This window comes from Pseudoalteromonas rubra (assembly GCF_000238295.3).
Classification (GTDB): Bacteria; Pseudomonadota; Gammaproteobacteria; order Enterobacterales; family Alteromonadaceae; genus Pseudoalteromonas; species Pseudoalteromonas rubra.
On the sequence record NZ_AHCD03000026.1, the window covers coordinates 342,155 to 362,740 of the forward strand.

Below are 20,586 nucleotides of genomic sequence, written 5' to 3' on the forward strand. Positions count from 1 at the left end.
CCCCCATTTTAGCGGGGAACTTTTGTCTAATTTATGGACCTTACCTTACAAGAAAAGTGTGCAACAGGGAATGATTGGCCAGATTTGGTCAATTTGTCATGTAAATTCAACGAAACGCGGTGGCAGAACTGTGAAGCCAAGCTATGCTGATGTAACTATGCAAGATTTTATTACTGAACCCGGTACCATCAGTAACGAGTTTGTGCACCAGAGTCATCAACTCGGGCACCTGCTATATTGGCATAAGCATGGCAAAGTCAGCATACAGGTACGCCAGGAAAAAACCTTACGCTGGTTACTGATAAACGACACGCTGCAATCCGTGATTGAGCTCAATCATCCGGAGAGGCTGCTTTTTCCGCATTTACAGATATTAGCAGCGCTGTGGCAAAAATGTCCTGCCCCGGGCAAAGTGCTGGAGTTGGGGCTAGGTGCAGGTGCTATCCGGGATTATCTGCACATCAGCTACCCGGATTGTCAGATCACCTCTATCGATAATAACCCTGACATTATTCATTGTTACAAGCGCTATTTTGGTGGCGATCCCATCTCTAATGTCAGTTGCAGCGATGCTTATCAGGCACTGGAGAATAACGGACATTATGACTGGATCATCCTGGATTTGTTCAGTCAGCTCGATGCCCCCCGATTTTTGTACGAACACAAGTTTTACACACAAATTCGTGCCACCCTCAACGAGGGGGGCAGGTTGTACATCAACTTTCTTGCAGAGCACGATTCGCAGCTAAAACAGCTCGAGCACCTGCTTATTACTAACTTTGGTAAAAAACCCTTCGTACACAAAGTGCCCGACTACGCCAATCACATTATTTCTCTGACGCGCTGAGCGCACGGCAGGATCACACCGATAAATTAAAAGTCACAGGGCCATCATTGCATAAACTGACCTGCATATCTGCAGCAAAGCGGCCGGTAGCAACATGCAACCCAGACGCCCTTGCCTGAGCCACGAAATACTCGTAAAGCGCCTCAGCCTGGGCTGGCGTGGCAGCAGAGGAAAAACTCGGTCGCATGCCTTTTTTGGTATCCGCTGCCAGCGTAAATTGAGATACCACCAACAACTCTCCTTCGATGTCTCTCAGACTCAGATTCATTTTGCCCTGTGTATCGGTAAAAATACGGTAGTTACTGATTTTATGCAGCAAGCTGTCTGCACTTTTTTGATCGTCGGCCTTTTCTACCCCGAGTAATACCAAGATCCCCTGGCCAATTTGACCAACACACTCACCTTTGACCACCACACTGGCCTGACTGACTCTTTGAATTAATCCCTGCACTGTTACCTCAATCGTTTGCGGATAGTTGATAAAGCCCCTAATGTGCCAGCTTGCACAGCAGCAGATCAGCGGCGCGACGTATGGCTTCGGAATATACTGCATTTGTGGCGCAGTGCCCAACTTCTTCGAGGATCAATAACCGTGCATTCAGTTGTTCCGCGAGTGCCTGCGCCATCGCAAAACGACAGACGTAGTCGTGACGACTATGGATCATCCAGACAGGCAGACGCTTAAGTTTGTCAGCATACGCAAAGATCTGCTGCTCCTCGATAAAACAGCGTGAGTGGAAGTAATGCACCATGATCCGGGCCTGCTGGACAACCGCCTGTTCATGGTCCAGCTGATAACGCAATGCCTGACTGCCAATGCTCAACTGACGGTCCCAGTCATGCCATTGTTGCGCAGCGCGCCGCACGGCGACTTCATCATTACAGTGCAACAAGCGGCTATAGCGCGCCAGCACCGCCTTATAGTCCCCTTCCCCTTGGCTAAAAATTTGATAACGCTCCGGGTAAAACTGCGCGCCCACACCGCTCACACCATACAGCCACTGTAAATCGCTCTGACACCCCAGAAAGGTCGCCCAGAGGACCAAGCCCTGCACGCGCTCCGGGAAGCGCTGCGCAAACAACAGCGCTAATGTGGCACCCCAGGAGCCACCCGCCAGCACACACTGACCGATCCCTAAATAAGTCAACAAACAATCTATGTCCTGCAGTAAGTACTCTGTGGTGTTGTGGGTGAGTTGCTGGGGCGAAGACTGGCCGCATCCGCGCTGGCTAAATAAGATGATCCGATAGCGTTGGGGGTTAAAATAACTGGCCGAGCTACGGCACAAGCCGCTGCCCGGGCCACCATGGCAGATCACCACAGGCAACCCGCTCTCCAGCCCAAACTCTTCAACATGTAGCTGGTGCCCATCGGACACCGCCAAGTGAAAACTACGTCGCGGAGACTCCAGCCGATATAATTGAGTCATTGCACACCTCTTTATTCTGGTGTGTCTTGTTCCTCACATTCCTTTTCGGACAAACAGGCAGTAAATTCAGCCCCTAACAGCACCACCATCCAGGACAAGTAAACCCAAACAAACAGGATGGGTACTGTCGCCAGAGCACCGTAGATCACCTCATACGAGGGGAAATGGCTGATATACAGGGCAAAGCCTTTTTTAGTCAGTTCAAACAATAAAGCCGCAAAAAATGCCCCGGGTATCGCTGCCTGATAAGACACGCGTGTATTTGGTACTAAAGTATAGAGCATAAAAAAGCCTGCCATGGAAATAACATAGGGCAAAAGCTTCAATAAAAAGCCACTAAAGCCCGGGATCCCCTGATCGGCAAACGACACCAAAGACACGATATAAGAGGTCACCCCTATGCTGGCTCCCAGTAATACCGGCCCCAGTGTCAGTACCATCCAGTATATCGCGAAGGAAATCATCATCGGCCGGGACTTTTCCACTCGCCAGATACGATTGAGGGCTGCGTCCACATTGCGGATCAACAACAGAGCAACGGCCGTCAAAAAGCCAATTCCCACCGCTGTCATCTGATTGGCGTTGCCAGTAAAGGCACTGATATGGGCTTTAATGGTATCTGTCGAAGTCGGCACAAAATTCGTGAAGATGAAATGCTCTATCGCGTCGCGTGTATCCTGAAAGCCCGGGAACGCCGTAAATATCGCCACCCCCACCGCCACCAGCGGGATCAAAGACAGCAAGGTGACGTAGGCCAGGTAGCCAGCATTGATCATGAGCTGATCTTGCTGGCAGCGCTGATAAAAGCGCAGCCACCAGAGCGGCTGAGCGTTTAAAAACAGTTTGCTCTGCTGCCTCAAATGCAACAGGCGCTGTAACCATAATTCATTCATCATTACACAGGTTTACAGAGTGAGTTTTGCACATCTTACCAATCCCAGTCATAATTCATAGAGTCTCAATTAAGTATAAGCCGTTCTGTTTCAACCGCATTAGGAAAGCCGATGAACAATTCTGTGATAAAAAAGAGCCTCGTCATCTTCACCCTGTGTTTGCTCAGTGCCTGTCAAAGCGCCTACTATGCCGCCTGGGAAAAAGTGGGTGTGCACAAACGTGAAATCTTAGTCGATCGGGTGGAAAATACCAAAGCAGCACAACAAGCCACGCAGCAGGAGTTCCAGTCTGCACTGGAGCGCCTGACGACCTTGATCAACTTTGACGGTGGCGAGTTACAAAGCGTCTATGAACAACTCAATGATGACTATCTCGCCAGTGAAGCCGCCGCGCAGGATGTCCGTACCAACATAGACAAAGTCGAGGATGTTGCCGAGGCCTTGTTTGCGGAATGGCAAGACGAGTTGACGCAATACTCAAGTGCCAAACTGAAACGTCAGAGTGAACAAAAGCTCCGTCAGACCCAACGTCAATTTGATAAGCTACTGAGATCAATGCGTGCCAGTGAAGCAAAAATGCAGCCCGTACTGGATTCTCTAAAAGACAACGTGTTGTACTTAAAACACAACCTCAATGCGCAGGCAATTGCTGCCATCAAAGGCGAGTTTAGTGGCTTAAAACGCGATATTCAGTCGCTGATCACCGATATGAATCGCTCTATTGAAGATTCAAATGCCTTTATTGCCAGCATGAATAATGCCAACCAGCCATAAACGAAACGCCATGTTCTGCAACGGTTAACGCGGTCAGTTAACCGTTGCTACCGAGCTACTCGGCATAGATCACCTGCAAATCACAGTTAAAGATGGGGATGGCGGCATAACTGCGGTGGCCCATTACCTGGTACGTGAGGGCAGGTTTCTCACCAAACATGGTTTTTACGGTATGCGAGGTCATCTGATAGGCCTGCTGCATCGCGCCACGGCCATCATTCCAAATCAGCGTTAAATAGGGGGCATTATACTGCCACTGCCCTTGCGTCGCGGTCCCGGTAAGGATCCAGTCTCCGCTCGTTTTCAGCTCAATCTGAAATGCGTCCATCTCGCAGTCGTGGGAATGGACCACTTCCGGTAAGCTCACCGACGTCATTACCCCCGGAAAGTACAGACCGTAATTGCCCTCGCTGAAACGATGAAACTCGCCGTTAAAATCCTGCACATCGAGCCCAGCGTATCCTAACGCATTTACCACCTCAGACAATTGTGAGATCAGAGCCGCATTTTGGTCCGCCGGAAAACGATTCAGGCGGACAGTATCACCATCACTGTTGTATTCTGGAGGCACCGGCAGATCATTCAGGACATAATGTATATTGGCCTGCTCTAACTGGCTGACCAATCTCTGCTGCTGTGTGTCGTCCAAAGATGCGTGGAATACGTGTACCACAGGCTGCGTGCTGCAAGCGCTCAATAACACACACCCAGCCACCGACCATACTTTCATGAAATATCCTTGTTCTTGTTATTATGGTCAAAGTAAACCACAGCAGCGTGACACCTGTCCATTGTGTCACTGCCACTCACAGCATCAATGGCTGCGCGTCAGCCAATTTTGTACTGCCGACTTGGGATAGACGATTTCTTTAAACAGGCGGTGACGCTCAAACGTCAGATCGCTTTCCTGACTGGGTAAGCCGGCCTGTACCTGGCTGTGGTGTTCATTGAATCGTGAGATCAGTGTCAATTTGTCCCGGCCCTGATTGAGCTGAGTATTGAGATAGCCACGCACATCATCTGCTGTCATTAATCCGGATGCCTCTAAGTTCATCAGATCTTTTTTCAATGCAGAACGGATCCCCATGGTGTGTCTCCTGTTGTCATAATTTACAAAAGCCGCAGCGAATGACTGCTAAAAGCGACGGCTCAAAACCGCCCGACTCCGATCGGCGTGCAAGATACACACCAAATGCTGCAATTACATTAAAGACACGGTGATCAGCGAAAAAGTTTCGTGGTTCACCGCAGCGTCGCGCTATACTGTCGCAAAACATCCAGTGAGGTTGTGATATGAATCAAGAATATATCGAAATAGAGCTTGAAGAAGAGCCAATTGAACTTTGTAACCTGTTAAAAGTATTAGACTTTGCAGAAAGTGGCGGACAAGCTAAACAGCTGATTGCGGCTGGATTTGTGGGCGTCAACGGCGAACTTTGTACGGTTAAACGCAAGAAACTGTACGCCGGAGACACCCTCTATTTTAACGAAGAAACCTTTATGCTGACCCTGGCAGAGGGCGCCGTGCCCGCCGAGCGCAGCCAGCCCAAACCACCCGCTGCGCACCAAAGCAGTGCACCTTCAGCCTCTGACAAAAGCAAAAAGCCAAGTCAATCTGGCAAAAAGAAACGCAATAAGCAAAAAAACAACGTCGACAGCGTGACGGGCCGCAAGCCCATCTCGTTCGGATAACCGGGAGCATACGGCATGAGTATCTGGTACCGCCCAATTACGTTAGCACAGTGTCAGGCGCTGGATGAAGGACTTCATCAAAAAGGCACGCTTATGCAAACGCTCGGGATCGCCATCAGTGAAATTGGCGATGATTATCTGGTGGCCACCATGCCGGCAACCCCAGCACACCACAACCCGCTGGGTATGGTACACGGTGGCGCCAACGTCGCACTGGCCGAGACCGTTGCCAGTTATGCGGCCAACTTTGTAGTCGACTTTGAGCGCTTTTACTGTGTCGGGCAGGAGATCAACGCCAATCACCTGAAAGCATCACGCAATGGCATCCTCACCGCGACGGCACGGCCTTTACACTTGGGCCGCCGTACCTCCGTCTGGGAAGTCAAAATCGTCAATGCCCGTGGCGAGCTCTGCTGTATCGCCCGTATGACCGCCGCGGTCGTTGAACGTCGATAACAATAACGTCTGTTTGATGTAGCGCAACGCTTTTTATTGTTTAAAACCGCACAATGAACTTAGCCCAAACCCGGAGGCTAAGTTCATGACCACACAAAAACGTCTGATTGTTATTCTGCACTGTGTCATTGTGTGTGGACTGTTGCTCATTTTTACAGGCCACACACTGCTGAGCGCTCAATGGCTGACTGAGCTGGGACCCACAGGTTACGTATTGGGCGCAGCCTGTATTGCCATTGGCCTGATCTGTTCATTACCAACCAAGATTTACCTGACAATTTTGCTGATGCGCAGAGAAAAGCCAGACTGATCCAGGTTGCACGGTATCTTCCAGCCACACCCAGGCTTTTGCCTATGCGCAGGCATTTCGTTACACTTTTGCCTTTCAGTCGCTCACTCACACAGTATCATGGACCATGTAGACACAGTCATCATTGGCGCAGGCGTTATTGGCCTGGCCATTGCCGCACGCCTCAGTCAGACCCGCTCCGTCCTGGTCATCGACCAAATGGGGCAATTTGGCGAACACACCAGTAGCCGTAACAGCGAAGTGATCCACGCCGGGCTCTATTACGACGAACACAGCCTCAAAGCACGCTTGTGTGTCCGCGGTAAGGCCTTGTTATACGCCCATTGCGCGCGTTTCCATGTGCCAGTAAAACAACTTGGTAAAATCCTGTTTGCCCGCACAGAGGCAGAACACGATAAACTGGCTGCCATCGAGGCGCAGGCAAAGCGCAATGGGGTATACGATCTGACGCCGCTCAGTCAAACCCAGGTTGGGGATATGGCACCAGGATTGTCTGCCAGCGCCGCGCTGTTTTCTCCGTCCACAGGCATTATCGACAGTCATCAGTTTATGCTGTCACTGGTTCACCAACTAGAGCAAGCGGGTGGCAACCTGGTCTGTCACACACGCTTTGAGTCTGCCGAACACACAGCCAGTGGGTTTCACATTACGCTGGATTGTGACGGGGAAGCCTTTGCGCTCAGCTGCGATACGCTGATCAATGCTGGAGGCCTGTTTGCACAGGATAATGCCAGACGCATCCATGGTCTGGGTGAGCACCACATTCCACAAAGCCATCTGTGTCGCGGTCAGTATTTCTCCTATCAGGGCCATCACCCATTCAGTAATCTCATCTACCCGATGCCTGAACAACATGGTTTAGGGATCCACGCAACGTTAGACATGGCCGGCCAGCTGCGATTTGGACCCGACACGCACTTTATTGATCACCTCGATTACCAGCTTGACCCCGGTGCCAAGGCCCGCTTTGTTGAGGCCATACAAAGCTACTGGCCCGCATTGGACCCTGAGCGACTAAAGCCGGACTATGCCGGGATCAGGCCTAAGCTATCTCGGGACAAAGGACAGGATTTTGTGATTGAGGGACATCAGCACCATCAGATCAATGGACTCATCAATCTGTTTGGTATCGAATCACCCGGACTGACCGCCAGCCTGGCGATCGCCGAGTATGTTGAGGCGCAGCTCTGAGGCTATAGTTCCTCCAGCTTTTTACTGCGCTCCTGCATCAATTTTTCGATGTTCTGCGCGTCCTGCACCAACTTCTTGATGTCAGCCGGGCTCATGTTCGCCGGCAGATCTTTGGGAATACGGCCGGCATCCTGCTGCACTTTGAGCTGTTTAAGAATGTCGGTGTTTTCGGCTGCCATAATGGTTATTTTGCTGGGGTCTAAAGTCATTTCTTCACTTTGCCCACGGGCATTCGGTCGATCTGAATAGTGCCAGTTGCCCTGTGCGTCCTGCCATTTGTAGATTTTGCCTGGCTGCTTCTGTGGTGCCTGCGCATCGGAACTACTCACCATATCTACGGCTTTGTCCAGCTGTTGCTTTGACTCATCAAGCATGTGCTGAGCCTGAGTTTGCGCTTTACCCAGAATATCATCCAGGCTCAACCAGGTGCGCCCGTCAGGACGTTTCAGAACAAACAGCGACGCCACGCCGACCAGCATCACCATAATTAACAGATAACTTGCGTACTTCATTGCGGCACTCCTTTTATATCGAGGCCATACTTTAACAGTATAGAGTGATATTCGGTAGAGTGACGAAAGCGCACAAAGAAATCACGAAATTGCGCACAGCCACGTAACCCCAGTTTGGAATGATTAAATTGTAATTGCAAAGGCGCGGTATCCACCACTTTATGTACCTTGAGCGCGCGGACAAACTTAGGATTACTCAATTGCAGCCAACGAATTGCAGGCAGACTCATCACAGCAAAGCGCCGGTCCTCTTTCACTGGCGACGCCAGCGCAGCCAGCATCTCTCGCTCTGAATAATACAGCTTTTGTTGCAATAGCCCCCGTGTCAGTGCCTGCTCAACGGTCGGGTAGGTATAACCAAACCGGCCAAGCATAATAAACCCCTGATAATCCTGCTCAGGCGCATCTGCCCCCTGATGTGTCACCAACACATCCTCTACCCAATATAACCCCGGACTCCAGCACATGGGCGTATTCCCCCGGTACCAGGATTCAGACTCCATCCGCACATGTATCTGTGCCTGGCTGATCAGCTTTTTCGACCGCTCTTCCGGGATATACGCTATCTGAACCGGCTGACCATCCAAAGTAAAGTGGGCCAGCAGCTCTGGTAACACGCCAGGCCGGGCTGGGTCACCAGTGACAAACGGTGGGAACGCGTTGTAGGGCAAAGCGACACGTAATACCGGCAAGTCAGCCCCATTCAGTGACTGAGCACTGACGCTTCCCGAAACCAGCCACCACAACAGACCAACCAGACAGTATATTGGGCGCATCTCATTTACCTGCTCATTTCCTTCATGAATCACAGTGTAGCTTTTGTGACTCCATAGTGACAAAAAAGCGGACTGAGCTAAGTAGCAAAGTCCGCTGTTTGTATACGCTGTCTGGCGATAAGCGATTAAATACCGTCGCCGTCAATGTGCAAGCCACACTCCCGGTTCAAGCCAAAGAAACGCGTCTCTTCTTCACTCATGCCCGGCTCAAGTTTACGGGTGGTATGAACATCGCCCATAGACACATAGCCTTCATCCCATAGCGGATGGTAAGACAAACCATGTTTAGTCAGGTACTGATACACATCGCGGTTGTGCCAGTCGATGATAGGGTACACTTTCACCGTGCCACGGCTGATCTCTAAGATCTGCTTGTCCGCGCGGGTCGAGGATTGCTGTCGACGTAAACCGCTAAACCAGGTCCCGGCCTGTAGTTCGTTCAGTGCACGGGTCATCGGCTCTACCTTGTTCAGGGTGTTATAGCGCTTGATGCCCTCTTCACCCTGCTCCCACAGCTTGCCATATTTGGCTTCCTGCCACGCCGGCCCCTGTGCTGCGCGATACACTTTCAGATTCAGCTGCAGCTGTTCTGTCAGTTCATCAATAAAACGATACGTTTCCGGGAACAAATAGCCGGTATCGGTCAGAACCACCGGAATATCCGGACGCTGACGGGTTACTAAGTGCAGCATCACCGCTGCCTGGATCCCAAAGCTGGACGATAAAATGGGGTTATCTGGCAAGTTTTCCAGTGCCCAGATCACGCGTTCTTCAACACTTTTTTGTGCCAGCATGCCATTGGCATCATTCAATAAAGCCTGTTGTGAGGCCTTATCCAACGTCAGGATTTGTTTAAAGTCACTCATTACTCATTCCCAGTATTCCACCACCGCTAAAAGCCGTGGTCAGGGGCGCCGAGCGCCCACTTCATTATGCATGGAAGTCGGTTTTAGATACCTTCACTTCCGCCACAATTTCCTTACGGATCACAAAGTCACCAAAACACTCTTCCGGCTGACGCTCTTTGGCCCATTGACCAATCAGCTCGTCCAGCGCCGGCAGGTATACGTCTTCACCCACGTTTTCTAAATACAGTTTCGGGATCCGCGTACCGGCACGGTTACCACCCAGGTACACGTTGTACTTACCCGGTCCTTTACCCACAAAGCCAATTTCTGCCAGCATGGCGCGGCCACAGCCGTTTGGACAACCGACAACACGTAAAATGATGTCATCATCAGCAATTTCATGCTTCGCCAGGATCGCTTCGGTTTTTTCAATCAGCTCAGGCAGGTAACGCTCTGCTTCCGCCATCGCTAGCGGACAAGTCGGCAAGGAGACACAGGCCATTGAGTTTTTACGCTGCTCTGTATGCGCCTCATCAATCAGGCCATGTTCGCGTGCCAGTTGTTCAATTTCCGCTTTTTGCTCTGCCGGTACACCTGCAATGATCAGGTTTTGGTTTGCTGTCATGCGGAAATCCCCCTGGTGGATCTCGGCGATCTTGCGACAACCTGTCTTCAGAGGCTTATCTGGATAATCCAGGATCCGGCCGCTTTGAATAAAGACCGTCAGGTGGTGCTTACCATCAATCCCTTCTACCCAGCCAATGCGGTCGCCACGGTGGGTGAATTCATACGGACGACTCGGTGCAAAGGTCACACCGGCACGTTTTTCTACTTCCGCTTTGAACGTATCTGTACCAAAGGTATCCAGGGTATATTTGGTTTTTGCGTTCTTACGATTCGCGCGGTTACCCCAGTCACGCTGCACCCCAACCACATGCTCGGCCACCGCCAGTGTGTCGTCCAGGCTGATAAACCCAAAGTCATCGGCCTTACGTGGGTAGGTGTTCACATCACCATGAGTCATAGCCAGGCCACCGCCCACCAGGACGTTGAAGCCAACCAACTTGCCATCTTCGGCAATGGCCACAAAGTTCAGGTCATTGGCATGCACATCCACTTCGTTATTCGGTGGAATAGTCACTGTGGTTTTGAACTTACGCGGTAAGTAAGTGCTACCTAGTACCGGCTCTTCTTCGGTGGTTTCCTGCTTTTCACCATTGAGCCAGATCTCGGCGTAGGCACGGGTCTTTGGCAGCAGATGCTCAGAAATGCGTGCCGCCCACTCATAAGCTTCCTGATGCAGTTCAGACTCAACCGGGTTAGTGGTACACAGGACGTTACGGTTTACGTCACCCGCGGTGGCGATGGAGTCGATACCCACATCGTTCAGCGTCAGGTGCATTTCCTTAATGTGTGGCTTAAGTACACCGTGGAACTGGAAAGTCTGACGCGTGGTCAGACGAATGCTGCCATACTCGGTTTTTTCTTCCGCAAATTTGTCGATCGCCAGCCACTGGTGCGGCTTGATGATCCCGCCCGGCATCCGCGCACGCAGCATCACGTTGTGCATCGGCTCAAGCTTCTGTTTAATACGTTCAGCACGGATATCACGGTCATCCTGCTGATACATGCCGTGGAAGCGGATCAACTGGAAGTTGTCGGCAGTAAATCCACCGGTCAGCTGATCGCCCAGATCGGTTTTAATGGTGCCACGCAGCAGGTTGCTCTGGGTTTTCAAACGCTCGTTATCAGACAGTTTGGCGTTCGGGTCGAGCTTACTGTTGGGTTTGTAATCGCTATTGCTCATCTTTATTCCTAAATTCTTACACTGTGACGGTGTGTACTGACTAATCCCGCAGGATTAGTACACGTCTTTTTGATAGCGACCCGCGCTGCGTAGCTCTTTGAGATACTCTTCAGCTTCCTCGTCGCTCTTACCTGCATACTGCTTAACGATGTCCACTAATGCCTGATGAACGTCCTTGGCCATACGGCTGGCGTCTCCACATACATAAAAATGCGCACCATTTTGCAACCATGTGTATACGTCCTGACCCTTCTCACGTAAACGGTCCTGAACGTAGATTTTGTCCGCCTGATCACGACTAAAGGCCAGATCAATGCGATTTAGCACGCCCGATTTCACGTACTTTTGTAATTCAACCTGATACAGGAAGTCCTGGGTAAAGTGCGGGTTACCGAAGAACAACCAGTTCTCGCCCTCAGCGTCACGCGCTTCACGCTCTTGCAGGAAAGCACGGAATGGTGCGATACCAGTACCTGGGCCTACCATGATCACCGGTGTATTGTCGTCTGCTGGCAAACGGAAATTGTCGTTATGCTCGCTGAACACTTTAATTTGCGTGCCTTCCTCAACGCGATGCGCCAGGAAGCCAGAGCAACCGCCCTGATGGGTTTCACCAAAGGCGTCAAATTCAACCAACCCCACAGTCAGGTGCACTTCTTCCTCGACTTCAGCCTGACTCGATGCAATGGAGTACAAGCGCGGCTGGATCTTACGACAACTGTCCACGAGTGCCTGTGCACTCAGCGTGCCTGGCTGCTGCTTGATGATATCGAAAATTTGGCGCGCTTCGATGTACTCGCGCAGCGCCGCTTTGTCGCTCACCAGTGCACTCAATTCTTCATTACTTGTTGCTGCCGCATATTTTTCGACAAAACCAGGGTAAGACTGCGTCAGTTCCAGTTTTTCAATCAGCGCAGTGCGCAGTGTTAGCGTCTCAGTGCCAAGTGTGACTTCGCTATCCCCTTCCAGCGCAAGCAAGGCGATAACTTCGTCAACACGCTGCTCATCGTTAAGGAAGAAAACGCCCAGTGAATCACCTGGCTGATACGCAATGTCAGACCCTTCCAGAGAAATTTCTACATGGCGTACATCTTTGCTTGAATCACGACCAGTGATCTTCTGTACCACAGAGATTTCTGCGCTGAACGGATTCTGCTTAGTGTATTGGCTGGCATGAGCACCGGCCGTTGCTAATGGCATAGCGACCACGTTGGCACCCGCATCCGCCTGCTGAGCTTTCAGCGCAGGCTCAAACGCGTCCAGGGCACTGTCAATCCAGGCTGTTGCCTGATCTTCGTAATCGACGTCTAAATCAGCACGTGCAACGACAGACTCGGCACCCAGTTTTTGCAGGCGCTCTTCAAAATCAATGGCAGTCTGACAGAAGAACTCATAGCTTGAATCGCCCAGCCCCAGTACAGCCACTTTAACACCATCCAGTTTCGGGGCTTTTTTACCTGCCAAAAAGGCATGCAACGTCTCAGCATCTTCGGGCGGTTCACCCTCACCATAAGTGGACACCGTAACGGCAATAAACTGTTCTTTCTTCAGGGCTGAAGGTTTGTAGTCAGCCATATTAACCAGCTTGGTTTGCAGGCCACGTGCCTTTGCTGCACTCTCTAACTGCGCCGCAACGCCTTTGGCATTGCCCGTCTGAGAGCCATATAAAATGGTCAAAGGCGCCGCTTCAGAAACCGCCGCAGGCGTCTGTCCTAAACTCCCCGCAAGCGCGGCGGTGTTGGCATTGGCAGCCAGATAACCACTGACCCAGGCTTGCTGGATCGGATTAAGCTCCGCCACTAACCCCTGTAATTTTTGCAGTTGTTCTTGTGTCAGCGGACTGGCCGCGGCACTGAGTTGACTTAACAACATGATGATTGTTTCCCCATAACCCTTATATAGCTTGCCCCGCCGAATTGCCCCGGCGGTTCCACCCGCGCACATAGATGCAATTCGGTCATTTTCTTAGCATGCAGGATACGCAACTCACCGCGCGACAAAAAGAACAGTATCTGCTTTGTTATTCCATTTGGTTATGGATATTCAAAAACTCCAAATAAAACAGATTAAAAATCATTGTACCGATTTACACAATACAAAAGTTAACGACAATGTAACAAAAACCCTTTAAACTCCCACTCGGTTTTTTACAACCAAACAACAATGATAAGTACAAAATAGAACACGGGAATAATAAAATGATTACAAAAAAAAGGGCTTCGTGCCTGACAAAGCGTCTGGTGGGCAGTGCCTTAGGCTTGCTCAGTACCATGACATGGGGACAGGTAACCAACGGAGATTTCGAACAATGGCAGCTGGGTAAGCCCAGCAACTGGACCACCATTGACTCGGGTATCTCTTTGACTACCGAACAAAATCGCGTTCAAAGCGGACAGACAGCGGCGGCCGTCAGTGTGCTCACCACAACGCAGGGAAATACGGATCTGACACAATCTGTGTCCGTAGAGGCCGGTAAGACATACACCTTCAGTACCTGGGTGTATCATACGGAAGGCGGCGTCAGAGCTCGCCTGGTAGCCGACGGTTATCACAATTATTCAGACCCACAGCAATTAAACCAATGGCAACAACTGCGCCACGATTATACGGCCACCAGCAATGGCCAAATCACCGTGGGTCTGCGTTTTTACGATGTCAGCGGGTTTGACGGCAACGAAACCGTCTATGTCGATAACTTTCAGCCCAGCGGGGCTGCCACCACACCACCGCCAGCCGGTGGAAGCTGCCAGGATCACGCGCTCACTTTCAGTCTGACCACAGACAGGTATGGCGAAGAAACCAGCTGGGTCATTAAGAACGCGTCGAACGCGACTGTGGCCAGTGGTCAAAATTACGGGGCCAGCCAGAACTACAGTGAAGCGGTATGTTTAACAGATGGCTCATACACTTTTACGATATCTGACAGCTATGGTGACGGCATTTGTTGCAATTATGGAAACGGCTCATATAGCCTGACAGGCCCATCCGGGACGCTGGCGTCGGGCAGCCAGTTTACTTCTTCGGCTTCGCACAGCTTCACGCTGGGCACGGACAATGGGGGTGGCGACGGCGGTGGTGATACCCCGACGGGTTACTATAGTGCCGCAGCAGGTTTAAGCGGTTATGCGCTTAAAACAGCACTTCATAATATCATTGCCAGCCATAACAATCAGGGCTATAGCGCTATCTGGTCGTTCATCGATCAATACGAGCGTGACCGCTACTTCGAGAACAATGGCACAGTGCTGGACCGTTACTCAGAAAAACCAACCGGTACTGACAGCCACGAGTTTACGGCGGTAAGCGATCAATGTGGCACCGCCCGTACGGAAGGCGACTGCTACAACCGTGAACATTCGTTCCCGAAAAGCTGGTTTGGTGGCAAGATTGAGCCAATGAACTCGGACATACATCATATCTTTGCATCCGATGGCTACGTGAACAATCGTCGCAGCAGCTTTCCATTTGGCGAGGTAGGCAGCAGCACCTATATCTCCAGTAATGGCAGTAAAGTCGGAAGTGGTTCTGGCATCGGTTACAGTGGCACCGTGTTTGAACCTATCGACGCGTTTAAGGGAGACTTCGCCCGCGCCTATTTCTATATGGCGACCCGCTACCAGGACCGCATTGCCAGCTGGCAAAGCTACTCCACGAATGGAGATGCCGTGCTCAATGGCAGCAGTGATCAGGTCTTTGAGAACTGGGTTGTCACTATGCTCAAACGCTGGCACCAGGCAGATCCGGTTGATGCACTGGAGCGTGCCCGCAATGACGGTGCCTATCAATTCCAGGGCAACCGCAATCCGTTTGTGGACCACCCTGAATTTGTAGAGCAGATCTGGTAACGCATACCACTGTATTAAGCGCAATGGGGTCCAGCGCACAAGGCTGTGGCTGGCCCCAATCAATAAAGGCAGACGCCTGTCTGCCTTTAATCCACTTTGAGTCCGCCACCGCGTAAAATCAATCTGACTGTCTGCGTCACGGTCTGAGACAGTATCCCCTGACGGGTCGTCAACCAATGGAGCAGCGCCCCGACTAAAGCATTGAGCAATGCCTGACTCACTGCTTCTATGTGCTGAGCGTCGCCTCGCGGGCCCAACCAGTGTGCCGCATCCATATCACCCATGAAGGCCGCGAACGTATCCCGCGCTTTCTCCAGATCATCTTTGTCCCGTTTAAGCAATGCACTGAACTCATCTGTATATTCACACTTAAACAAGATCACTTCCTGAAAGGCAATCAGCGCCTCTGACTGCTCCAGCGTTTCAAAATAAAAGGCGATTGCATCAATCAGGTTTGCCGGGGTGGGGGTCAGAGTTTCCAGCTTTTGCTGCGCGGCCTCATCCAACGGCAAGGCGTATTCCTGAGTGATGGCCTCCAGCACTTCCAGCTTATTTTTAAAATGCCAGTAAAACGCCCCTTTGGTGACGCCAGCAGCCTTGGAAATGTCCATCAGGGTGGTGTGCGCGACCCCTTTTTCACTGAATAATTGCAGCGCCGATTTGATCAGCGCCAGTCGTGTTTGTTCGGCTTCTTCTTTGGTTCTTCTGGGCATGAGTTTGTTCCAACACACTGTTAAGCAGGCTTATCGGTTACTGGTCGCGAGACTAGCATGTACATTGCCGGTATGACAATCATGGCTACCAGTGTCGATGCCAGTAAGCCAAAGATAATCGCAAAGCACAGCGGGAACCAGGTTGGATCGCTTAATCCCAGCGGCACTAACCCAACGATGGTGGTGATGCTGGTGCCGATGATGGGCCTCAGGCGCTCTGCTGCACCACGAGCACAGGCTTCACGTAAAACCACACCTGCTTTGATATGGCCGTTAATGGTGTCGAGCATCACTATCGCGTTGTTGACCACTATCCCCACCAAGGCTATCAACCCTATCATGGCCGGGAAAGAAAACGGAATTTGAAACACCCAGAATCCGGTGAAGGTGCCTATCAAGGCCAATGGGATCGTAAACAGGACCACCAGAGGTTGTTTAAAGGATCCCAGCGCCAGGGTCAGGACTGCAAACACCATCATGATCGCCAGTACAAATACCATCCCGGCAGAGCCATAGGTTTCCTCCGCATTTTCAGCTTCCCCTGCGTAACTATAGTGATACCCTTGTGGCCAGTTTTGCTCCCTGGCGCGCAGCTGTGGTTCAAGCTGCGAGATCACTTCTCCCACTGTGATGCCGTCCACCTTGGCTTTGATGGTGATGGCACGCTGAGTCTGCGCATGGGTGTAAAGTGGCGGCACCGCATCAATCTCATACTCAACCAGGTTGCCGCCCGGCACCAGCTCACCACTGGGCGTAAACAGGCTGATCAGGTTGATCTCAGCATGAGATTTTGGTCCGCCAATGTCCTCATCGCGACTTTCCCAGTACGTACTGAGCCTGATTTTCAGGTCGTCTTCGGTCCCTGCCAGTTTAAACTTACCAAACTCATCGGCTTCCGTTGCCAGGCGCAGTTGACTGGCAAAATCCTGCTCTGTAATACCATGAAAATTGAGTGCTTCCCTGTCAGCTGTCAGCCTGACCTGACTTTGCCAGGCGCCGAGGTTGTTACGCACGTCAGTGACGCCGTCAATGGTTGCCAGCAGCTGCTGAACCTCGCTGGCATTCGCCGACAATTGCGCCATATCCGGACCACTGAGTACAATTTGCACCGGATCATCATTACTCGACCCCCCTACCTCCGGCGTAAACAGCACTGTGACACCCGCCACACCTACCAGCGCTTCGTTGAGGCCCGCTCTGAGCTCAGGCACATACTCATAGGCTAATTGCTCCCGTGCATCTTTTGGCACAAATAAGGCCGAAAAGCCAACCAGATTCGGATTTTCATTGAGCAATAGTTGATCACTGATAGAACTGATTGCACGGGGACTCTTTTTACCCACGTACATAGTCACGTTTTCGAAGTATGGCTTGGTGGCGAGGTAATCCCCGGCACGCTCAGCCACCAGGCGACTTTGGGCAAGTGTTGCATTGGGCCCCAGCTCAATCGTGATAGCCAAATTGCGGCCATCCCCTTTTGGGTAAAGTAGTGAAGGTAAAGTGCTCATCAGCCCAATTGATATCACCCACACGAGCATGCTGCCAGCCACCCAGGCACCGGCCTGACGGCGGCTGCCCAGCGCAAACCGACCGAGCCAGCGCTGTAACGCCTGTCCGGCAGCCTGAGTCAGTGTATCAACCTGACTCAGTTGTGCCTGTTTGGCATCACGCAACAGATACTGCGACAAAGGAATGCAGATTAAAAAGGCTATCAGGTAACTCAGCACCAGACACAATACAGCGGTAATGGGGATAAGACGGATGAATTTGCCATCCACGCCGCCAATTGCCATCATTGGCGCCATTGCCAGAATGGTGGTCAGCTGGCCAGAAAACGCCGGCATGGCATAGGTTTTAACGGTTGCCAACGCCGCGTCCTGAAAACGCAACCGTTTACGATACAAATTGTCGTGCATGCCTTCCATCACCAGAATAAATACGTCAACCAGCATGCCCAGAGCCAGTACCATGCCGATGATCATCATCGTATTCAGGGTATAACCGAATAGGCCCAGGATCATCAACGCGCCGAGAAACGTCAATGGAATGGCAGCCCCCGCGATCAGTGCCTCCCGCCAGGTGAGTAACACCATCAGAATAATGAACACGGCCAGCATGGCCTGCCAGATATTGCCAAACACATTAGCAAACGACTCATCAATCAGCGCACTCTCATCACTGATGATCTGCACCTTCAGACCCTCCGGCCAGAACCCCTGCGTCTGGTAGTCCGCCATGGCGGTTTTCACTTCATTGATCAAGGTAATGGTGTCAACGCCCGGGCGCTTTTTCACCCCCAGTGACACCCCCTGTGTAAACGCCTCCCCCTGCTCGGAAAAGTAGGTTTCACTTTTCACTTTATCCAGCCCTTTATAGACCAGCGCCACCTCCTCCAGACGCACTAAGCGGTTGTCACTGAGCCTGGCTACCGGCAACTGCTGCAGCGCTTTGATATCATCAAAGCGACCCGCAAGATAAAGACGGTGGATACGATTACCATTGTCATATTCACCCCAGCTGGTATCCAGATTGGCCTCTTCGATGCGCTGACGAACCAGGTTAGGCGATATTTTCAGCGATCTTAACCTGTCCGGCAGCATCCGCACATGTACCACTGTTTCACGATATCCGCCCTTATCGACCTTTTTCACCCCGGGCTTGGCCTCAAGACGCTTTTCAATGGTTTTAACCACCCGACTGAAACCTGTATCGTCCAGCGAGCCATACAACATAAATTCAATGACAGGCGTATCATTGACCGACACTTGTTCGATCAGTGGCGTTTTCACTGCACTGGGGAACTCCGCCTTCCCCTCATCTACCTTGGCTCTGAGGCGCTGCATTGCCTCGCTCATTGGTTCGTCAGATTTAAACTCCACCGCGATCACAGCGAAAGAAAACTGCGAGCCACTTTGCAGTTTTTTCAGCCCCTGTAGGCCATTAAGCGCATCTTCCAGCGGTTTAGTGACTTCCTTCTCAACCTGCTCGGCGGCAGCGCCTGGCCATTCCACCGTGATAATAGCTTGAGGTATTTCCAGGTCTGGGTAATTTTCTTTCAGCATACCGGAGTAAGCCAGAACACCACCCACCAGTAAAATTGCCAACAACAGCGTCGAGATGACTTTGTCGACAAACAGCTTGTACGCCAATCCCTGCTTATTCATGGTCAGCTCCGACAATGCGTACCTGGCTGCCGTGCACTAACAAGTGCTCACCATTTACCACCACACGCTGGCCCGCTTTCAGGCCAGCCACAACCTCAACCCGATAAAGGTCTTCAATACCCGTTGTAATTGCTGTCAATTGCGCTTTGTTGTCTTGATTAACCACATACACAAAAGGCTGATTATTGCGCATCATCACTGCCTGATGGGGCACACTCAGGGCCTGTGGTTTCTCTGCAACGTTTATCCAGGCGCTCACGTGCATACCATCTTTGAGGGTATCAGCCCCCTGAAACGTATGTACTTTGACCTCAATGGCACGCTTGTTCAGGCTAATACTCGGGCTGACCGAAAAAATTTTGCCAAGACTGATATCCTGTGTGGTAAATCCGCTGCGTGCAGCATTCAGCAGCTTCTCATTGCTCCAGCTCAGGTACACAGTTTGCCCCTCAGCCAGCTTATCCGCTGCATAGTAGGGAACGTTGAGCGTGACTTCGTACTGACTGGTATCGATCACCACCATGGCCGCATGCATTTCTCGTTCTTTATCTGACATAGCTGCCGCCGGACCTGCCCAATAATCCCCCTGACGAATGTTGACGGCTCTGAGCTGGCCATCAAACGGCGCGAAAATACCGGTTTTCTCCAGGTTGACCTTGCCCTGATTCAGCTGAGCCTGTGCAGCCAATTTCTGACTGCGGGCAGCATCCAGTGCCGCGGATGCATTATTCATCGATTGCTGGGTGTTAAGCAGGTCGGTTTTTGCTGCCTCGTAGCGCTCTTTGGAAATGAGTTCACGCGCCCACATAGATTCAGCACGCTGGAAGTTAGTTTGTGCAAGGTGGTGATTGTTTTGTGCCTGATGCAACTGTGCCTGCGCCTGTTCAATGCCTAATATGGCACTACGCAAAGACGCCTCATAGCCTTTTACGGCTTCCGCGCCAGTGCGCTCGTCAATCCGCGCAAGCAACTGACCAAAACGCTCACCGGATTTAGGACCGCTGACAAAGCTGCCGGGGCGTAAACGATTGCCACTGTGATCATCCGCCAGAAACACCACTTTACCGCCACTTTCAAAATTCAGGTATTCACGGCGGATCCCCTGCGCAATCCCCTCGGCAAATGCCCAGTCTCTCACCGCTTGCTTGCTCACCGGGCTGACCTCAACGGCATAAGCATCCGCTGTGCTCTGCGCATAAACGGGCTGAACGAACCACAGACTCATCATCATGGTTGCAATAACTGGATACGATTTCACATTCACTCTCACTTACATACCAACTGGAATGTTTGAATTATATACATACCAGAATGTATGTAAAATAATT

General features: G+C 51.4%; 20 protein-coding genes. 7 read left to right on the forward strand and 13 right to left on the reverse strand.

Annotated elements, in window-relative coordinates; genetic code table 11:
* Nucleotides 1-157: 157 nt before the first annotated feature.
* Nucleotides 158-847, forward strand: coding sequence for a spermidine synthase (locus PRUB_RS04145; RefSeq protein ID WP_040644601.1), 690 nt, complete (start codon nucleotides 158-160; stop codon nucleotides 845-847).
* A 13-nt stretch (nucleotides 848-860) separates the two neighbouring features.
* Here the strand turns inward: PRUB_RS04145 and dtd are convergent, their stop codons facing one another.
* Genes dtd through PRUB_RS04160 form a run of 3 tightly spaced genes read right to left on the reverse strand, consistent with a single transcriptional unit; the run spans nucleotide 861 to nucleotide 3,173 of the window.
* Complete coding sequence (gene dtd, locus PRUB_RS04150) at nucleotides 861-1,298, reverse strand: D-aminoacyl-tRNA deacylase (protein WP_010383789.1); 438 nt, start codon at nucleotides 1,296-1,298, stop codon at nucleotides 861-863.
* Nucleotides 1,299-1,335: 37 nt separating this feature from the next.
* Entirely contained in the window at nucleotides 1,336-2,277 is a 942-nt protein-coding gene (locus PRUB_RS04155; RefSeq protein ID WP_010383790.1) for an alpha/beta fold hydrolase, read from the reverse strand.
* 11 nt (nucleotides 2,278-2,288) lie between these two features.
* Nucleotides 2,289-3,173: a virulence factor BrkB family protein gene (locus PRUB_RS04160; RefSeq protein WP_010383791.1), complete on the reverse strand. Its 885-nt coding sequence runs from the start codon at nucleotides 3,171-3,173 to the stop codon at nucleotides 2,289-2,291.
* Between the two features lie 108 nt (nucleotides 3,174-3,281).
* On the opposite strand from PRUB_RS04160, the gene PRUB_RS04165 reads away from it, so the two are divergent.
* Nucleotides 3,282-3,944 (forward strand): DUF2959 domain-containing protein, encoded by a 663-nt coding sequence (locus PRUB_RS04165; protein WP_010383792.1) that lies wholly within the window; start codon nucleotides 3,282-3,284, stop codon nucleotides 3,942-3,944.
* A 55-nt stretch (nucleotides 3,945-3,999) separates the two neighbouring features.
* On the opposite strand, the gene PRUB_RS04170 is transcribed toward PRUB_RS04165, so the two are convergent.
* Both PRUB_RS04170 and PRUB_RS04175 read right to left on the reverse strand, forming a co-directional pair.
* Complete coding sequence (locus tag PRUB_RS04170) at nucleotides 4,000-4,674, reverse strand: glycoside hydrolase family 18 protein (RefSeq protein WP_010383793.1); 675 nt, start codon at nucleotides 4,672-4,674, stop codon at nucleotides 4,000-4,002.
* 84 nt (nucleotides 4,675-4,758) lie between these two features.
* Nucleotides 4,759-5,031 carry a hypothetical protein gene (locus PRUB_RS04175; RefSeq protein ID WP_010383794.1) on the reverse strand — a complete coding sequence of 91 codons (273 nt, stop codon included), beginning with the start codon at nucleotides 5,029-5,031 and terminating at the stop codon, nucleotides 4,759-4,761.
* 206 nt (nucleotides 5,032-5,237) lie between these two features.
* On the opposite strand from PRUB_RS04175, the gene PRUB_RS04180 reads away from it, so the two are divergent.
* From PRUB_RS04180 to PRUB_RS04195, 4 genes are all read left to right on the forward strand, one after another.
* Entirely contained in the window at nucleotides 5,238-5,636 is a 399-nt protein-coding gene (locus PRUB_RS04180; protein WP_010383795.1) for an RNA-binding S4 domain-containing protein, read from the forward strand.
* Between the two features lie 15 nt (nucleotides 5,637-5,651).
* Nucleotides 5,652-6,092, forward strand: a complete 441-nt coding sequence (locus tag PRUB_RS04185) for a PaaI family thioesterase (protein ID WP_010383796.1) — start codon at nucleotides 5,652-5,654, stop codon at nucleotides 6,090-6,092.
* An 85-nt stretch (nucleotides 6,093-6,177) separates the two neighbouring features.
* Complete coding sequence (locus tag PRUB_RS04190; protein WP_010383797.1) at nucleotides 6,178-6,402, forward strand: hypothetical protein; 225 nt, start codon at nucleotides 6,178-6,180, stop codon at nucleotides 6,400-6,402.
* Nucleotides 6,403-6,501: 99 nt separating this feature from the next.
* On the forward strand, nucleotides 6,502-7,593 hold the full coding sequence (locus PRUB_RS04195) for an NAD(P)/FAD-dependent oxidoreductase (protein ID WP_010383798.1): 1,092 nt from the start codon (nucleotides 6,502-6,504) through the stop codon (nucleotides 7,591-7,593).
* Between the two features lie 2 nt (nucleotides 7,594-7,595).
* Here PRUB_RS04195 and PRUB_RS04200 read toward each other — a convergent pair whose 3' ends face one another.
* The 5 genes from PRUB_RS04200 to PRUB_RS04220 form a co-directional block, all read right to left on the reverse strand.
* Complete coding sequence (locus PRUB_RS04200; RefSeq protein WP_010383800.1) at nucleotides 7,596-8,105, reverse strand: DUF4124 domain-containing protein; 510 nt, start codon at nucleotides 8,103-8,105, stop codon at nucleotides 7,596-7,598.
* Nucleotides 8,102-8,881, reverse strand: coding sequence for a hypothetical protein (locus PRUB_RS04205; protein ID WP_010383801.1), 780 nt, complete (start codon nucleotides 8,879-8,881; stop codon nucleotides 8,102-8,104). Before PRUB_RS04205 ends, PRUB_RS04200 begins: the two co-directional genes overlap by 4 nt.
* A gap of 125 nt (nucleotides 8,882-9,006) precedes the next feature.
* Entirely contained in the window at nucleotides 9,007-9,747 is a 741-nt protein-coding gene (locus tag PRUB_RS04210) for a phosphoadenylyl-sulfate reductase (RefSeq protein ID WP_010383802.1), read from the reverse strand.
* 64 nt (nucleotides 9,748-9,811) lie between these two features.
* Entirely contained in the window at nucleotides 9,812-11,536 is a 1,725-nt protein-coding gene (cysI, locus tag PRUB_RS04215) for an assimilatory sulfite reductase (NADPH) hemoprotein subunit (protein ID WP_010383803.1), read from the reverse strand.
* A 54-nt stretch (nucleotides 11,537-11,590) separates the two neighbouring features.
* Nucleotides 11,591-13,408, reverse strand: a complete 1,818-nt coding sequence (locus PRUB_RS04220; RefSeq protein WP_010383804.1) for an assimilatory sulfite reductase (NADPH) flavoprotein subunit — start codon at nucleotides 13,406-13,408, stop codon at nucleotides 11,591-11,593.
* 326 nt (nucleotides 13,409-13,734) lie between these two features.
* Between PRUB_RS04220 and PRUB_RS04225 the strand changes: the two genes are divergently transcribed.
* A complete protein-coding gene (locus PRUB_RS04225) occupies nucleotides 13,735-15,381 on the forward strand; it encodes an endonuclease (RefSeq protein WP_010383805.1) in 1,647 nt (548 codons plus the stop codon).
* An 86-nt stretch (nucleotides 15,382-15,467) separates the two neighbouring features.
* On the opposite strand, the gene PRUB_RS26580 is transcribed toward PRUB_RS04225, so the two are convergent.
* The 3 genes from PRUB_RS26580 to PRUB_RS04240 are packed head-to-tail and all read right to left on the reverse strand — an operon-like array spanning nucleotide 15,468 to nucleotide 20,516.
* Nucleotides 15,468-16,094: a TetR family transcriptional regulator gene (locus PRUB_RS26580; RefSeq protein ID WP_010383806.1), complete on the reverse strand. Its 627-nt coding sequence runs from the start codon at nucleotides 16,092-16,094 to the stop codon at nucleotides 15,468-15,470.
* A 20-nt stretch (nucleotides 16,095-16,114) separates the two neighbouring features.
* Nucleotides 16,115-19,258: an efflux RND transporter permease subunit gene (locus tag PRUB_RS04235; RefSeq protein WP_010383807.1), complete on the reverse strand. Its 3,144-nt coding sequence runs from the start codon at nucleotides 19,256-19,258 to the stop codon at nucleotides 16,115-16,117.
* Nucleotides 19,251-20,516, reverse strand: coding sequence for an efflux RND transporter periplasmic adaptor subunit (locus tag PRUB_RS04240; RefSeq protein ID WP_010383808.1), 1,266 nt, complete (start codon nucleotides 20,514-20,516; stop codon nucleotides 19,251-19,253). Before PRUB_RS04240 ends, PRUB_RS04235 begins: the two co-directional genes overlap by 8 nt.
* Nucleotides 20,517-20,586 lie beyond the last annotated feature (70 nt).

Excerpts from the sequence above, each read along its gene's own strand:
- PRUB_RS04190 (WP_010383797.1), top strand. The coding sequence starts at position 6,178 with ATGACCACACAAAAACGTCTGATTGTTATTCTGCACTGTGTCATTGTG.
- PRUB_RS04175 (WP_010383794.1), bottom strand. The coding sequence starts at position 5,031 with ATGGGGATCCGTTCTGCATTGAAAAAAGATCTGATGAACTTAGAGGCA.
- PRUB_RS04160 (WP_010383791.1), bottom strand. The coding sequence starts at position 3,173 with ATGATGAATGAATTATGGTTACAGCGCCTGTTGCATTTGAGGCAGCAG.
- cysI (WP_010383803.1), bottom strand. The coding sequence starts at position 11,536 with ATGAGCAATAGCGATTACAAACCCAACAGTAAGCTCGACCCGAACGCC.
- PRUB_RS04220 (WP_010383804.1), bottom strand. The coding sequence starts at position 13,408 with ATGTTGTTAAGTCAACTCAGTGCCGCGGCCAGTCCGCTGACACAAGAA.
- PRUB_RS04145 (WP_040644601.1), top strand. The coding sequence starts at position 158 with ATGCAAGATTTTATTACTGAACCCGGTACCATCAGTAACGAGTTTGTG.
- PRUB_RS04180 (WP_010383795.1), top strand. The coding sequence starts at position 5,238 with ATGAATCAAGAATATATCGAAATAGAGCTTGAAGAAGAGCCAATTGAA.
- PRUB_RS04205 (WP_010383801.1), bottom strand. The coding sequence starts at position 8,881 with ATGCGCCCAATATACTGTCTGGTTGGTCTGTTGTGGTGGCTGGTTTCG.
- PRUB_RS04225 (WP_010383805.1), top strand. The coding sequence starts at position 13,735 with ATGATTACAAAAAAAAGGGCTTCGTGCCTGACAAAGCGTCTGGTGGGC.
- PRUB_RS04170 (WP_010383793.1), bottom strand. The coding sequence starts at position 4,674 with ATGAAAGTATGGTCGGTGGCTGGGTGTGTGTTATTGAGCGCTTGCAGC.
- PRUB_RS04235 (WP_010383807.1), bottom strand. The coding sequence starts at position 19,258 with ATGAATAAGCAGGGATTGGCGTACAAGCTGTTTGTCGACAAAGTCATC.
- PRUB_RS04210 (WP_010383802.1), bottom strand. The coding sequence starts at position 9,747 with ATGAGTGACTTTAAACAAATCCTGACGTTGGATAAGGCCTCACAACAG.
- PRUB_RS26580 (WP_010383806.1), bottom strand. The coding sequence starts at position 16,094 with ATGCCCAGAAGAACCAAAGAAGAAGCCGAACAAACACGACTGGCGCTG.
- PRUB_RS04165 (WP_010383792.1), top strand. The coding sequence starts at position 3,282 with ATGAACAATTCTGTGATAAAAAAGAGCCTCGTCATCTTCACCCTGTGT.
- PRUB_RS04195 (WP_010383798.1), top strand. The coding sequence starts at position 6,502 with ATGGACCATGTAGACACAGTCATCATTGGCGCAGGCGTTATTGGCCTG.
- PRUB_RS04155 (WP_010383790.1), bottom strand. The coding sequence starts at position 2,277 with ATGACTCAATTATATCGGCTGGAGTCTCCGCGACGTAGTTTTCACTTG.
- PRUB_RS04200 (WP_010383800.1), bottom strand. The coding sequence starts at position 8,105 with ATGAAGTACGCAAGTTATCTGTTAATTATGGTGATGCTGGTCGGCGTG.
- PRUB_RS04185 (WP_010383796.1), top strand. The coding sequence starts at position 5,652 with ATGAGTATCTGGTACCGCCCAATTACGTTAGCACAGTGTCAGGCGCTG.